Annotated in this window: 12 protein-coding genes; 6 read left to right on the top strand and 6 right to left on the bottom strand. The window is 50.0% G+C overall.

The window, feature by feature from the left end:
• Positions 1–196: 196 nt before the first annotated feature.
• Positions 197–772, top strand: a complete 576-nt coding sequence (gene yeiP / locus RN22_RS23905) for an elongation factor P-like protein YeiP (protein ID WP_002538609.1) — start codon at positions 197–199, stop codon at positions 770–772.
• A 316-nt stretch (positions 773–1,088) separates the two neighbouring features.
• Positions 1,089–2,612 (top strand): trypsin-like serine protease, encoded by a 1,524-nt coding sequence (locus RN22_RS23910; protein ID WP_197076340.1) that lies wholly within the window; start codon positions 1,089–1,091, stop codon positions 2,610–2,612.
• Between the two features lie 35 nt (positions 2,613–2,647).
• Here the strand turns inward: RN22_RS23910 and RN22_RS23915 are convergent, their stop codons facing one another.
• The 6 genes from RN22_RS23915 to RN22_RS23940 all read right to left on the bottom strand — a co-directional run bounded on the left by RN22_RS23915 (position 2,648) and on the right by RN22_RS23940 (position 9,732).
• Positions 2,648–3,361, bottom strand: coding sequence for a DUF3726 domain-containing protein (locus RN22_RS23915; RefSeq protein WP_046308438.1), 714 nt, complete (start codon positions 3,359–3,361; stop codon positions 2,648–2,650).
• Positions 3,358–5,064, bottom strand: coding sequence for a hypothetical protein (locus RN22_RS23920; protein WP_046308439.1), 1,707 nt, complete (start codon positions 5,062–5,064; stop codon positions 3,358–3,360). Before RN22_RS23920 ends, RN22_RS23915 begins: the two co-directional genes overlap by 4 nt.
• A 97-nt stretch (positions 5,065–5,161) precedes the next feature.
• On the bottom strand, positions 5,162–6,733 hold the full coding sequence (locus tag RN22_RS23925) for a BCCT family transporter (RefSeq protein WP_046308440.1): 1,572 nt from the start codon (positions 6,731–6,733) through the stop codon (positions 5,162–5,164).
• 94 nt (positions 6,734–6,827) lie between these two features.
• A complete protein-coding gene (locus RN22_RS23930) occupies positions 6,828–7,814 on the bottom strand; it encodes a membrane dipeptidase (RefSeq protein WP_046308441.1) in 987 nt (328 codons plus the stop codon).
• 22 nt (positions 7,815–7,836) lie between these two features.
• Complete coding sequence (locus RN22_RS23935; protein WP_046308442.1) at positions 7,837–9,285, bottom strand: aldehyde dehydrogenase family protein; 1,449 nt, start codon at positions 9,283–9,285, stop codon at positions 7,837–7,839.
• 42 nt (positions 9,286–9,327) lie between these two features.
• Positions 9,328–9,732 carry a RidA family protein gene (locus RN22_RS23940; protein WP_046308443.1) on the bottom strand — a complete coding sequence of 135 codons (405 nt, stop codon included), beginning with the start codon at positions 9,730–9,732 and terminating at the stop codon, positions 9,328–9,330.
• Between the two features lie 133 nt (positions 9,733–9,865).
• Between RN22_RS23940 and RN22_RS23945 the strand changes: the two genes are divergently transcribed.
• The 4 genes from RN22_RS23945 to RN22_RS23960 all read left to right on the top strand — a co-directional run bounded on the left by RN22_RS23945 (position 9,866) and on the right by RN22_RS23960 (position 13,207).
• A complete protein-coding gene (locus RN22_RS23945) occupies positions 9,866–10,759 on the top strand; it encodes a LysR family transcriptional regulator (protein ID WP_046308444.1) in 894 nt (297 codons plus the stop codon).
• Positions 10,760–10,838: 79 nt separating this feature from the next.
• The gene (gene trxC / locus RN22_RS23950; protein ID WP_046308445.1) at positions 10,839–11,267 is read left to right on the top strand and encodes a thioredoxin TrxC; all 429 of its coding nucleotides are present in this window, start codon (positions 10,839–10,841) and stop codon (positions 11,265–11,267) included.
• Positions 11,268–11,420: 153 nt separating this feature from the next.
• The gene (locus RN22_RS23955) at positions 11,421–11,801 is read left to right on the top strand and encodes a hypothetical protein (RefSeq protein ID WP_046308446.1); all 381 of its coding nucleotides are present in this window, start codon (positions 11,421–11,423) and stop codon (positions 11,799–11,801) included.
• A 17-nt stretch (positions 11,802–11,818) separates the two neighbouring features.
• Entirely contained in the window at positions 11,819–13,207 is a 1,389-nt protein-coding gene (locus tag RN22_RS23960) for a lyase family protein (protein WP_046308447.1), read from the top strand.
• The last annotated feature ends 49 nt before the right edge of the window (positions 13,208–13,256 follow it).

Genomic DNA, 13,256 nt, shown 5'->3' on the forward strand with positions numbered 1-13,256 from the left:
ATCGGCTTCTCATGTAGGCCAGCTACACATCGAAGCCTCTGCCTTGCATAAAATCCCCACAAACGGCTGCAAAAAATCATCACCAAAGGTCAACAGCCCCTAGCATCTAATTCTTCACTGATGATACATGCTGTGGCTTGCCAAAATTAGGATTCGTGATATTTTTCGCATCAGTTATTCAACTGGAACAGTGACCATGCCAAAGGCAAGTGAAATTAAAAAGAACGCCGTTATCGAACACAACGGTAAAGTACTGGCAGTTAAAGACATTGCTAAGCTGACGCCAAGCGGCCGCGCGGGCAACAGCCTTTTCCGTATGCGTCTTTACGATGTAGCAACCGGCGCGAAAGTTGACGAAAGCTTCAAAGCAGACGACATGATTACTCTGGCGGATTTCAGTCGCCACCCTGCTGACTTCTCTTACGTTGATGGCAACGAGTACGTGTTCATGGATTCTGAAGACTACACCCCTTACCACTTCAACAAAGATGACATCGAAGAAGAACTGCTGTTCATCACTGAAGAAACCAAAGGCATTCAGGTACTGGCCGTGAGCGGCAAACCTGTGGCTCTGGAACTGCCTTCGGCTGTTGATCTGGTGATCACCGAGACTTCTCCGTCTATCAAGGGTGCTTCAGCAAGTGCACGTACCAAGCCAGCAACGCTGACCACCGGTCTGGTTGTTCAGGTTCCTGAATACGTGGCGCCTGGCGACAAAATCCGCGTTAACACAGCTGAACACAAGTTCATGAACCGCGTAGAATCTAAATAATCTCTGCGACGCTTCCTAATAAAAAGCCCCGGCCTTGAGCCGGGGCTTTTTATTAGGCTTTCCTTCCCACTTCCCATGAAAAACCTCCTCTCTTCGCAGGTAATAACTTGATTACTGTTTGCTGCCTGCTCTCCAAATCTAGAAACATGCAATCTCCTTGAAGAATAAAATTTGAGAGTCACTCGCAAACAATGAAGACTCTCACGTTGCAACTTGTTTATAACCGCGCTGCATTGCTTCTTTCTAAGTGAGCATAACGCTCGCTTTGTAAATCAAGGAGCAAACATTGAAAAACAAAATAACAATGGCGCTTGCCATGACATTGATGTCACCTTGTCTATTCGCTGCTGAGACGATCACCCTTAATTCTGCTGAAGTGTCGCCACGTATCGTCGGTGGCGTAGATGCCAACCCAGCGGAATGGAAGTTCTATACCCAGATTGTGAATTCAAACAGTAACCGCTCTTTCTGCGGTGCCAGTTACATCGGCAAGGGATTTGTCTTGACTGCCGCACACTGTGTGGACACCGACGCACCAAACCATATTGCCGTCAAGATTGGCGGCTACCGATACAATGGCACCGATGGTGTGCGGGTTAATGTTTCAGAAATCTATATCCACCCCAATTTCAACACCCGCAATCTGGCCAATGACATTGCCTTGCTTAAACTCGCCAGCGTGCCTGCGGGATTAACACCAGTTGAAATAGCTGAAGGGTCGCTATACCAGTATGTGTCTGACGGTGATTTACTGACCGTAGCAGGATTAGGCCGAACTTCAGAGGGTGGCAGCTCACCAACCGTTCTCCAGGAAGTGGACGTACCTTTGGTTTCTGATGCAACCTGTCGTCAAGCAGGTGGCAGTTACACGTCCGTCGGAGGTGTATCATTCTGTGCGGGTGTACCGCAAGGTGGCATCGACTCCTGCCAGGGTGACAGTGGCGGCCCCATTGTTGTTAACCGTAGTGGTGTAACAACCCAGTTGGGTATTGTCAGCTGGGGTGTCGGCTGCGCCCGCCCAGACAAATACGGCGTTTACAGTGATATCGCTGCTCTTCGTGAGTTTGTTGATGGTGTTGTTTACGGAGGCATAGATAAAGTCAGCCTCAGCTACGCAGAGAATCAAGTGCTTGCTGATTTCATTGCTGGAGAGCCCAAACTACACACATTCACTATCCGCAACACTGGGTTTGCACCTTTCACGATTGACCGTTTAAGCGTCTCTGGTTCCGGCGTCGCGACCTCTCCTGTGATCACCAATGATCGATGTCTGCAGACTACGCTGCAGGGGAACGAATCCTGTCAGGTCGGTATTGAGTTTGGTGCCAAAGAAGTCGGTATTGCAAAAGCTACCCTGACATTTGAGATCGACCAAACAACAACGGTATATAAAGCCAATGTGTCAGCCACTGCCAAGCCAGCGATCGGGTATTGCTCTACCGATTGGCAAGAAACGGCGGTCTACTTGCCTGGTGACACTGTCACGTGGAATGGGAAACTCTGGCGTGCAAAATGGTGGACACAAGGTGAACATCCATCCACCAGCGGCCAATGGGGCGTATGGGAAGAAGTTGGCATTGCAGACTGTGGTCCCGTCAACCCTGTCGAGCCACCTGTACAACCGCCTGTTGAACCAGAACCACCAGTGACGCCAGAACCACCGACGGGTTCAGACAGCTATGTAGCAGGCACTTCATACTCGGCTGGCGATATCGTCACCAATGGCGGTTCTACTTACGAATGTAAGTCTTGGCCTTATAACCTTTGGTGTGGCTCTGCCCCAAGCGCCTATGAGCCGGGTGTCGGTACCAACTGGCAAGATGCCTGGATCCTTCGCTAACTAAAATTGCCCCGATGCAAAACATCGGGGCAATGTTATTCTCCTGCTCCTCGCATAGAACGCTCACTGTCTTCAACCAACAGCCTTGATGCGTAGTGTTTTAACGCCTCCCAATTACTCAGGCGAATACTCATTCCATGCTCCCATGCGGCGCTCGCCGCTTCATTTTGCTCATGAGCGGAAATCGTTGGCACTGATGCACTGTTCGAGGCAGAAAAAGGAGCCAGGCTTAGTTCTATTTGCATGCTGTTCTCCTCGAGACCCAGATCCTTTTGAAGGTAAATATCTGGATACCGGGAGCCCGCATTCAGAATGCACTCGATATCATCCGGCGAGTCATTCCTGTGCCAGCAAACACGCACTGATAGCCCTTTACCTGCCAGTTTAAGAAGCTCACCAAATGCCAGCCAGCGGTTGCGGCAATCTTTGACTGACATCGACACCTGTGGGACGCCAATTAGCCTTTCAACTGCCACATCAATCAAAGCAGGCAAGTGGCAAAACAAACTGCCACCATGAAGGTTCACGAGGATATTGCCGTCGATGATTTCGCACCGCGGAGCACGCGCTTCTCGCTCTTCATCTAAGGTAGGTAAAGCCTCGACAAACATCGAAACGCCACTCAACCCTGCCATTTCCAGATCAACCACAGTTTCCGCGATGGTATCTGATTCACCATGGGGGTGGTTTAACGCATCAAAGGCCTTAGTGCATAGCCCCACCAATTCGTTGTGAGAGACCTGGATCATAGCGCCTCCCTTTGCTCTGAAGACGAGGTTAAAACAGGAAACAGCCAAGAGTCAGTGTCTGCACCATTACCCAATTCTGCAAAAATTGGAGCACCTTGGAACAAGGTCACTCTCACCCAGCGGTCAGAGCGGGGATCGAACTTAGTCGCTCCAAACATCGAAAGCTTGCAGCGAAGCAGGTGCATGGGCAGCACATTTTTCGCCAGCACATTGATTTGAATATCCCCCATTGGGCAATTGCCAAGCGTCCAAATACGACGGGCAATCATTCTGAAACGCGTATTTTCCAGCAGGAACTCGGCCAGTGATGTGGATGAATTCACTTGTTTTAGTGAGTGGTAGAACCTTGAAGCCTGCCTGCCTACATCAAGCCCCAGCTCTTTTTCTTCCCCAGGTTCTTCACCGCGCACCGCCATGCGAGGCTCTTCTTTATCCTGTGAGCGATACCAAAACCAGTACTGATTATCTGCTTCAGAAAAATCTATCTCCAATGCCCAGCGATAACGCGTCTCCAGCAGAGAAATCATGGTCGACACTTTAATGCCCGGTGTCAGTGACAAAGATTCATCTGCATTCATTTCATTGCAAAAAGGATCGACAATGTCTGGGAATGTTTCGAGCAAACAAGTGACCAGAATTTCCTGTGTTTCGAAAGAGTATTTTTCCGCCGTAGAGATGGCATCAACCCAATATGACCCATCACTGGAAAGCATCACAATGTCCTGCTCCAGGGACGGCAGTTCATCTACACTTTGGGCGTTTAAGCCTTTCTGATGCGCGTCAATGGTCACCACTTCTTTCAGGTGTTTTCTGGCCTTGTGTAACAGAGACAACACCCTCACCGCGCTCGTTTCGCAGACAGTTTGCTGCGACACTGCCGCCAAAGCCATTTCCCGGTGAGTCAACCAATTGTCTACCACTCTTGGATGACGAATAAGATAAGGCGCCATACCCAAACCCGTGGCATTGCCTACCCCGATATAGCGCTGTAACTCAGGTGACAAGGTAGTCGCATGAACGCCGCCTTTTTGCTTCGCCAGAAAATGAACCCAGTCCAGACTGAATTCGCGAAGCATATAAACCGCACACATTTGCGCACTGAATGAGAGACGGAAATCCGGGTTTTCATTCAGCGTTTCAAAGTCCGCAATCCCAAATTTTCCATTCCCATAGACAGCGGTTGTGCGGAGGATGTACCCCACATTTGCGATTTCCTGAGCATTGGGTTGTTGCCCAACCGACAACGCGTCAATCAGATGTTCAAACACACGCACACTCTTGTTGGCTCGGGATAAAACCAGCACTTGCGTGGTATTTCTGCCAGCTTCCTGCAGCGGCACATTTTGACGCAAGCGATCCAGCTCTCTCTGATCAACCCGTCCCTTGACCAGCGCCATGGTCACATCCCACTTTTCCGCAATGACACGGTCATTGCGCTCTTCATCGGCAATAGCCGTTGAAAAAACGACCAGTTGATAAACCCCATTTGGCGTCAGCAGCTCATAGACTGCGGTACCAAAACCTTCTGCAGCAATGTCCCATTGAACGCATTCAATCTTCCACTGCTCAGATTCCATCTTTCTCAGCAAACTACGCACGAAGCTAAGACGGGTTTGGTGCATCGCACCCAATCGATAGGGATCCATCACCACAGCTGGATCACGCAGCATAGTGACACTTTCCATAGCAGTTTTTGCATTCATGAAGCCACACCTACAAACGCTTAGCATTGTTGATTATTGGGGGACAGCGTTATTCATGCTGTCCCATATTTGCCCCGTTACTTTCAAATCGCGACCATCAATCCAAACCCTGCTCTTTCGCCATTTGCAGTGCGATTTTCGGACCATTCCACAGTGACGGCAGCAGGATGAGCGATACCGGCACCGCAGTGATAACAATGAAAGATTGGAGTGCGGAAACGCCGCCAGAGCCAAGGGAGATAAGAATGATGGCGGTAGCCCCCATCATGACACCCCAGAAAGTGCGCATCAGACCATTTGGGTTGAGGTCGCCGCTGATCACCACGCTGATGGTGTAAGTCATGGAGTCACCCGTGGTGACAATGAACACCGTGGTGAGGATTAGGAATAGAATCGACATCAGCATGGGGAAAGGCAGTTGCTGAGTAATGGCAAGCAGTGACGCCGGCAGGTTAAAGCCTTCGAATGCTTTACTCACCGAGCCAGGTTCTGCCATTTCAAAAGCCAGACCGGAGCCACCCACAATGGTGAACCAGAAGCAGGTGATAAGCGGCGCAATGATGCTGATCGTAGTGACCAATTGACGAATCGTTCTGCCACGGGAAATTCGTGCAATAAAGATGGCCATCATCGGACCGTAGCCCAGGAACCAGCCCCAGAAAAATACAGTCCACCAGCTCAGCCAACCCATATCGCCGCGGAAGGTAGCCATAGGGATGAAGTTGTCGACCATGGTGCCTACGCCTTGCAGGTAACCATTAATAATGAAATCAGTCGGGCCAACCAAAAGGATATAAGCCATCAAGCCCACAGCCAAAATCACATTGTAACGACTCAGGATCTGGATACCGCGGTTGACGCCACTCAATGCTGAGATGGTGTAGATAGCGATTGCACAGAGGATGATGATGAATTGAGTTGTAAAGCCATCAGGCAATGCAAACAAGGCGTTCAGTGCGTAACTAATTTGCAAGCCAAGAAAACCAATTGGTCCAATAGTTCCCGCTGCAACCGCAATGATGCAGCAAGCATCAATCAAGGCGCCAAACATACCAGTCATGGCACGCTCACCGAATACCGGGTAAAGCAGAGTACGCGGTTTGAGTGGCAGCCCTTTGTCATAGTGCAGGTGCATCAGCACAATAGTGGTCAGCGTGCCAAGGATGGCCCAAGCAAGGAAACCCCAGTGCATGAAAGATTGTGCCAACGCATTAAATGCCTGACGCTGAATATTGCCTTCAGGCACGCCATACAGTGGAGGTGGATTAACGAAGTGAGCAATCGGCTCTGCCGCCGCCCAAAAGACACCACCGCCGGCCAAAAGGGTACAAAGAATGATTGCCAGCCATTTGAAGCCTTCCATTTCGGGCTTGTCCATCGCACCTAAGCGCACTTTCCCGGTACCTGGACTAAATGCCAGTGCAAGACCAATCAAAAACGTCGCCAGCAGCAGTAACTGCCAGTAAGGGCCAAAGAAGGACACACTCCAACTGAAGCCAGCATTGACCAGTGAAGACAGAAGCTTGTTATCAACAAGCGCTATCACCACAAACAGCGTGAGAAATCCGCCGCTCATCCAAAAAACCGGATTATCAAGACCCAGTTTCACCCAGACACTTTGTTCCTTATTTACAGTGCTTGTCTTCTCTGCATTGAGTAATTCAGACATCATCTGTCTCCACGTTGTCATTAGCCCCTGAACCAGCGTCCAGAAACCTTGCTCCTTGTGAGCGGTTATCCCGCTTCGCGAAATGTTTAGATATTTATTCCGGCTTTAAGCCGTCTTCCAAAAAAGTGAGCCAGTTGCGGCCGAGTATCCCTGCCGTTTCCTGTTCACTGAATCCAATTTCGCGCAATCCCTGATAAATATTTTTTAGCCCGCTAGTCTCTGGGAACCACGGCAAAGCCGCAGGCCAGCCAGCGTTTGAAGCCGAGCCTTCTCCGTAATCGAGGCTTTTCGACCATCTGCCATTTCGCATCCATTCGAGAACACTTTGTGGCTGGTTTTGACAAAGGTCACTGCCAATAGCGAGGCGTTCTACACCCACCATTTCAGCGGTATCGGCGACCATTCGGCAAAAGTCTTCCAGGCTGCAATCGCTGCCGCCAGGAAGGTGGAAAGGGTAAAGACTGAAGCCAAGCAAACCGCCTCTTTCGCATAAGGCTCGGATCACTTCATCCGACTTATTGCGAAGCGCTGGGTGCGCGCGCTGCGGGTTGGCATGGCTGATACAGATAGGGCGTGAAGACAAATCAATCGCTTCCAGCGTGGAACGCTCAGAGCTATGAGACATATCGACAATCATGCCAACACGGTTCATTTCCGCGATAGCTTGTTTGCCAAAGCGGGTGACACCGCTGTCTTCCTGCTCGTAACAACCCGTCGCCAGCAAGCTCTGGTTGTTATAGGTCAACTGCATGATCAAAAGACCGAGCTTACGCATGACCTCAATCAGGCCGATTTCATCGTCGATCGGCGAGCAATTCTGGGCACCGAAAAAGATGCCAACCTTGCCTTCGCTTTTCGCCTTGAAAACGTCTTCCATGGACAGAACAGGCATGATCAGATCGCTGTTTCGCTCGAAATGTAGATTCCACTCGGCAAAACGGGTCAGTGTTTCACGTGCATTCTCGTGGTACACCAAGGTCACATGAACCGCAGTGACACCGCTTTGTTTGAGCGATTCAAAATACGCTCTGTCCCAAAGGCAGTATTGCAATCCATCGATGATGATTTCGTCCTGATACATAAGCTGTCCCTACCCTGATCAATTAGTACGCGCGCTGGTAAGCCGTTTTCACGATGGTGTAGAAATCACGTGCATACTGGCCCTGCTCGCGCGGACCAAAGCTGGATTCCTTACGGCCGCCAAACGGTACGTGATAGTCAGTGCCTGCCGTTGGCAGATTTACCATCACACAACCGGTTTGGGCTTGTTGCTTAAAGAGGGCGCTGCTGCGAAGGCTGGATGTCACAATCCCCGCAGTCAGGCCAAAACGGGTTTCATTCACTGTGGCGATGGCTTCATCCAGAGAACCGACGCGCTGAACGCAAGCCATAGGAGCGAATAGCTCTTCCTGATTGATGTCCCAATCATTCTGGGTATTGATGAACAAGGTCGGCGCCATGTAGTAGCCGTCGTTTTCAAGGGTTAAACGCTCACCACCAGTAACAAGTTCCGCACCCAATTCATGGGCTCTCTCCACCCATTTCAGGTTTGAAGAGAGTTGGCGTTCATCGACGACTGGCCCCATAAACACGCCGTCTTCCAACGCATGACCGACTTTCAGTTGCTGCATACGCGCGGAAAGTGCTTCAACGTAAGCATCATGAACGCTATCAAGGACGATAAGGCGGGAGGACGCTGTACACTTCTGACCTGTCCCAGAGAATGAGCCGGCAATGGTTGCTTCTACGGCGATATTGATGTCAGCGTCTTCGGCAATAACAAGGGCATTCTTACTGCCCATTTCAAGCTGGCAGCGAACAAAGTTAGGCGCCGTCGCTGCCGCTACTTTTCGGCCTACATCTACTGAACCCGTGAAGCTGACAGCATCGATTTCGCTGCTGTGGATCAGGGTATCGCCCACTTCAGAGCCCGACCCCAGCACCAGATTAAACACCCCTGCTGGCAGCCCTGAACGATGAATGATGTCTGCCAATGCCACGGCACTTGCCGGTGTCAGGTTGGCAGGCTTCCAAATCACGCTGTTACCAAATGCCAGCGCTGGCGCGATTTTCCAAGAGGCGGTCGCCGTCGGGAAGTTCCATGGCGAAATGATCGCTACGACACCCACCGCTTCGCGAGTGACTTCCACCTGAACGCCTGGACGCACAGACTCGGCCATTTCACCCATTTGGCGCAGCACTTCCGCCGCGTAGTATTGGAAGAATTGTCCCGCACGGTAAATCTCCCCGCGACCTTCAGCGAAAGGCTTGCCTTCTTCACTGGAAAGCAAACGACCCAAATCATCACAGCGAGCAATCAGCTCATCGCCAATGGTTTGCAATACTTTCTGTTTTTGCTCCAACGGCGTTTTCGCCCACACTGGTTGTGCTTCACGGGCACAGGCAATCGCCTGATGAACCTGAGCTTGGCTGGCTTGCGCAAAGTCACCCAAAGACTCGGAAATGTTAGATGGGTTAATGTTGGCAACCGTGCTGGCTCCATGACACCACTCCCCACCGATGTAGAGTGCGTTCTCTCTGTTCAGGCTCATCCTTAACTCCTTGATCTCATTTTTTTATTTCAAATTCATTCGTTATTGAGGAAGCGCGGCGTACACCACCAGCTCCACCAACATGCCTTCCCTCGCTAAACCCGCCACCACCATGGCCGCACGGTTGGGGTATGGCGCATTAAAGTATTCGCCGTACACCTGATTGACGGTTGCAAGGTAACTACGTTCAGTGACGTAAATCAGCACTTGCAGCACCGCTGAGCTGGTCACGCCGGCACTTTCAAGCGTGTGCATCAGGTTATCCAAGGTTTGACGGGTCTGTGCTTCAATGCCGCCATCCACCAGCTGGCCTTGGCTATCAATCGGGATTTGAGCAGTGTAGAGCGTGCCGTTATGCCCTACCGCCCACTCTAGGGGCGCTTTTGAGGCAAACAGATCTGTTTTAATCACGGATTTCTCTGCTGGGTGACTATCTTGAGGCAACATTGAATTCAGACTCTCTTTGTCAATTTGTTAACAATTGATTAAAGTCTGCCTTACAATTTTTGATAAAACGAACGGTTAATTTTTTTCAATTGTTCAGTTTTATTTATCACTTTCCGGAGAGGGGTTGGGAGATATGGATATTAAGCTGCAGCAGTTGAAACACTTTTCTCTGGTGGCAGAACAGCGTGGTTTTCGCGCTGCGGCTTCAAAAGCCAATCGTTCACAGGCTGCGCTGTCTACCTCGGTAAAAGAACTTGAAAAGATACTGGGACAATCCCTTTTTGATACGGGACACAAGGCTAAGCTCACCCCCTTTGGCGAATTCTGTCTTCCTAAAATCAATCAGTTCCTTAAGCTCTATGATGAGCTGAATTCTGACCTCTGTGCTGCTGCCGCAGGCCAATTAGGTCAGGTTAGAATTGCCAGCGTTCCTTCGGTCGCCGCGAAGTTAATCCCTACCATTCTTGCGAGCTACACAGAAAATCATCCGAATGTAGATGTCGCTCTGGTGGATGACAACGCAGCCGGTGTCGAAGCAAGGTTACTCGCAGGTGAAGTAGATTTGGCGCTGGGAAACTGTCTTCATATTCAGGATGAACGCATTGAATTCACGCCGTTGCTGGCCGATCCTTTGGGTGTGGTGTGTTTGAAAGACCACCCTCTGACGCAGCAGGCAAGAGACATCGAATGGCAAGATCTGGTGGCGCTTCCTTTTGTAAAAAATGGCACCTGCACCCTGCTTGAGCCCACGCATGCCAATGTACTTGCTGCCAATGCACGCTACAGCGTCGAAAACATTACCTCCCTGTTTTCCGTTTTAAAGCTTGGGATAGGCATTACTACCCTGCCTAAACTCGCTTTCCCAGATGATGAGCGGGATCTCTGTTGGCTGCCCCTAACAACACCTTATGTGGAAAGACAAATTGGTATCTTACGGCTGAAAGATCGCTATTTTTCGCCGCAGGCTTATGAATTTTACGAACTCTGCAAAACACGACTTGCTGATGATAGGAAAAACCAATCTTAACGATAGGAGAAATGAAATAGCCTCAAAGCCGGGATACGAATAATCTACACCCAAGCAAATCAAAGGAAAGGTTTTCAAAATGAGTACATTAACCGTGCGTTGTCCACATTGTAATAAGCTGAATCGCATTCCAGCTGAGCGCGTTGATGAGAATCCAAGCTGCGGCATTTGTAAGTCTTCGCTGCTAACAGGAAAACCGATTGAAGGCACTGATGACAACATGGACGCCCTGCTCGCTTCAGGTAAGCCTGTGGTTATTGATTTTTGGGCGCCTTGGTGTGGTCCATGTCAGGGATTCGCGCCAGTATTTGAGGCCACCGCAAAAGGTAAGCAAGAAGACGCTATCTTCGTCAAAGTAAACACGGAAGAGCAGCAAGCGCTGGCAGCGAAATATCGAATCCGCAGCATACCAACCATCATGGTGTTTAAAGATGGAAAGATGGCACAGCAAATCAACGGTGCGCTGCCACAAAATGAGTTCAACGGCTGGTTATCCCAGGCTATCTAACTCATTTCACTATCCATATCGAGGGGCGCTAAAGCGCCCTTTTTTGTTTCGATTGAACCGAAATCCTCAATAACGACAAAAACCAAGGGGTTGTTATCAAAATCACTTAATGATAATAATTATCATTATCTAGAAATAAATCAGGGCCGGTAGATGATCGACAGAACGTTTTTATACACAGAGTATTTTCAGTCGTTGGAAAGGTTTAATAGTTCAGACATTGTCTGGGGCTATGAGCCTGATGTGGTTTACCACTTCATTCAGTCCGGTGTCACGCTCGCTTCCTACCATGAGTTAGGCGCAGAAAACGAAAGCCCGCTGCTCGCCGAGCTGTATCTGCGTCAGATTTATTTCGCAATGATTGAAGCCATCCGCGACCCCAAGCGATCACAGCAATTCCGCCATGTGTGCCTGAACATGATTCATGAGCCTCTGATTGCGCTCAAACGGTTTTATAAACGCCGCCATGGCGGGGAACAGAGATTCCTCTCACTACAACTCGAATTACAACGCCTTCAGGCACCATTGGATTAAAGGCAAAAGGACCCTGTATGACTACCCAAGAATTCAGAACAGAGAAAGACAGCATGGGGGAAATTCGCGTTCCTGCCGATGCCCTCTACCAAGCACAAACTCAGCGTGCCGTCGACAATTTCCAGTTCAGTCGACACACTATGCCAGCCACTTTTATTCAGGCCTTGGCATACATTAAGCAGACCGCTGCTATCACTAATGCACAGCTGGGTTTGCTGCAAGGTGATATTGCTGAATCAATCTCTGATGCTGCCCAAGAGATCATTGATGGTGAACACCTCGGCCAGTTTCCTGTCGATGTATTCCAAACCGGTTCTGGTACCAGTTCTAACATGAATGCCAATGAAGTGATTGCGACGCTCGCCAGCGCCAAGCTCGGCGATATCGTTAGCCCAAATGACCACGTAAATATGGGCCAAAGCAGTAATGACGTAATACCTACTGCGATTCAAGTCAGTGCCGCTTTAACGATTGAAAAGCACCTTCTGCCATCTTTGGCACACCTCTCCCATACACTGCATATGAAGCGTGAAGATATCGGTGCCGTGGTCAAAACAGGGCGCACTCATTTGATGGATGCGATGCCTGTGACTTTTGATCAAGAACTCGGAGGCTGGCAGTTCCAGGTTGAGCATGCCAAAGAAGGTATTGAGCGCAGCCTGAAAGCTGTTAAGGCACTTGCACAAGGCGGAACGGCTGTTGGTACAGGTATTAATGCAGATCCGCGCTTTGCTTCCGCATTCGCCCACAACCTGTCACAAGCGACAGGCTCGCAGTTTGAAGCCAGCGAAAACTTCTTCTTCAACCTCAGCAGTCAGGACGCCATGGTTGCTTTGTCTGGCCAACTCAAGACGGCTGCTGTCGCCATCATGAAGATTGCCAATGATCTACGTTGGATGAACTCCGGTCCGCTGGCGGGGTTGGGAGAAATTGAGCTTCAAGGCTTGCAGCCAGGATCTTCCATCATGCCGGGAAAAGTGAACCCTGTGATTCCTGAAGCAGCAGCGATGGCAGCAGCGCAGGTGATTGGTAACGACGCCACCGTCACCGTGGCTGGCCAATCTGGCAACTTCCAGCTTAACGTGATGCTTCCAGTGATTGCTCACAACGTATTGGAGAGTATTGAACTGCTCAGTAACAGTTCGCGTGCACTCGCAGACAAGGCCATTTTCACGTTCACGGTCAGGAAAGAAAATCTGGATGTTGCGCTGGCAAAGAACCCCATTTTGGTTACTGCGCTCAACCCTGTGATTGGCTATCTGAAAGCGGCAGAGATCGCCAAAAAGGCTTACAAAGAAGGTCGAGCCATCATTGATGTTGCGGAAGAAGAGACAGATTTAGACAGAGAAACGTTAACGCGCTTGCTCGACCCTACCCTACTCACCCAAGGTGGGTTGGCAGAATAGAATAAGAATACCCATACGACCTGATGATGCTTGAATTCAGAGGTCATCA

The organism is Grimontia sp. AD028 (assembly GCF_000973155.1).
GTDB lineage: Bacteria > Pseudomonadota > Gammaproteobacteria > Enterobacterales > Vibrionaceae > Enterovibrio > Enterovibrio indicus.

Bases quoted from the DNA above. Each gene is read 5' to 3' on its own strand.
- RN22_RS23915 (WP_046308438.1), bottom strand. From the start codon at position 3,361: ATGATCCAGGTCTCTCACAACGAATTGGTGGGGCTATGCACTAAGGCC.
- RN22_RS23930 (WP_046308441.1), bottom strand. From the start codon at position 7,814: ATGTATCAGGACGAAATCATCATCGATGGATTGCAATACTGCCTTTGG.
- RN22_RS23910 (WP_197076340.1), top strand. From the start codon at position 1,089: ATGACATTGATGTCACCTTGTCTATTCGCTGCTGAGACGATCACCCTT.
- trxC (WP_046308445.1), top strand. From the start codon at position 10,839: ATGAGTACATTAACCGTGCGTTGTCCACATTGTAATAAGCTGAATCGC.
- yeiP (WP_002538609.1), top strand. From the start codon at position 197: ATGCCAAAGGCAAGTGAAATTAAAAAGAACGCCGTTATCGAACACAAC.
- RN22_RS23935 (WP_046308442.1), bottom strand. From the start codon at position 9,285: ATGAGCCTGAACAGAGAGAACGCACTCTACATCGGTGGGGAGTGGTGT.
- RN22_RS23960 (WP_046308447.1), top strand. From the start codon at position 11,819: ATGACTACCCAAGAATTCAGAACAGAGAAAGACAGCATGGGGGAAATT.
- RN22_RS23945 (WP_046308444.1), top strand. From the start codon at position 9,866: ATGGATATTAAGCTGCAGCAGTTGAAACACTTTTCTCTGGTGGCAGAA.
- RN22_RS23955 (WP_046308446.1), top strand. From the start codon at position 11,421: ATGATCGACAGAACGTTTTTATACACAGAGTATTTTCAGTCGTTGGAA.
- RN22_RS23940 (WP_046308443.1), bottom strand. From the start codon at position 9,732: ATGTTGCCTCAAGATAGTCACCCAGCAGAGAAATCCGTGATTAAAACA.
- RN22_RS23925 (WP_046308440.1), bottom strand. From the start codon at position 6,733: ATGTCTGAATTACTCAATGCAGAGAAGACAAGCACTGTAAATAAGGAA.
- RN22_RS23920 (WP_046308439.1), bottom strand. From the start codon at position 5,064: ATGAATGCAAAAACTGCTATGGAAAGTGTCACTATGCTGCGTGATCCA.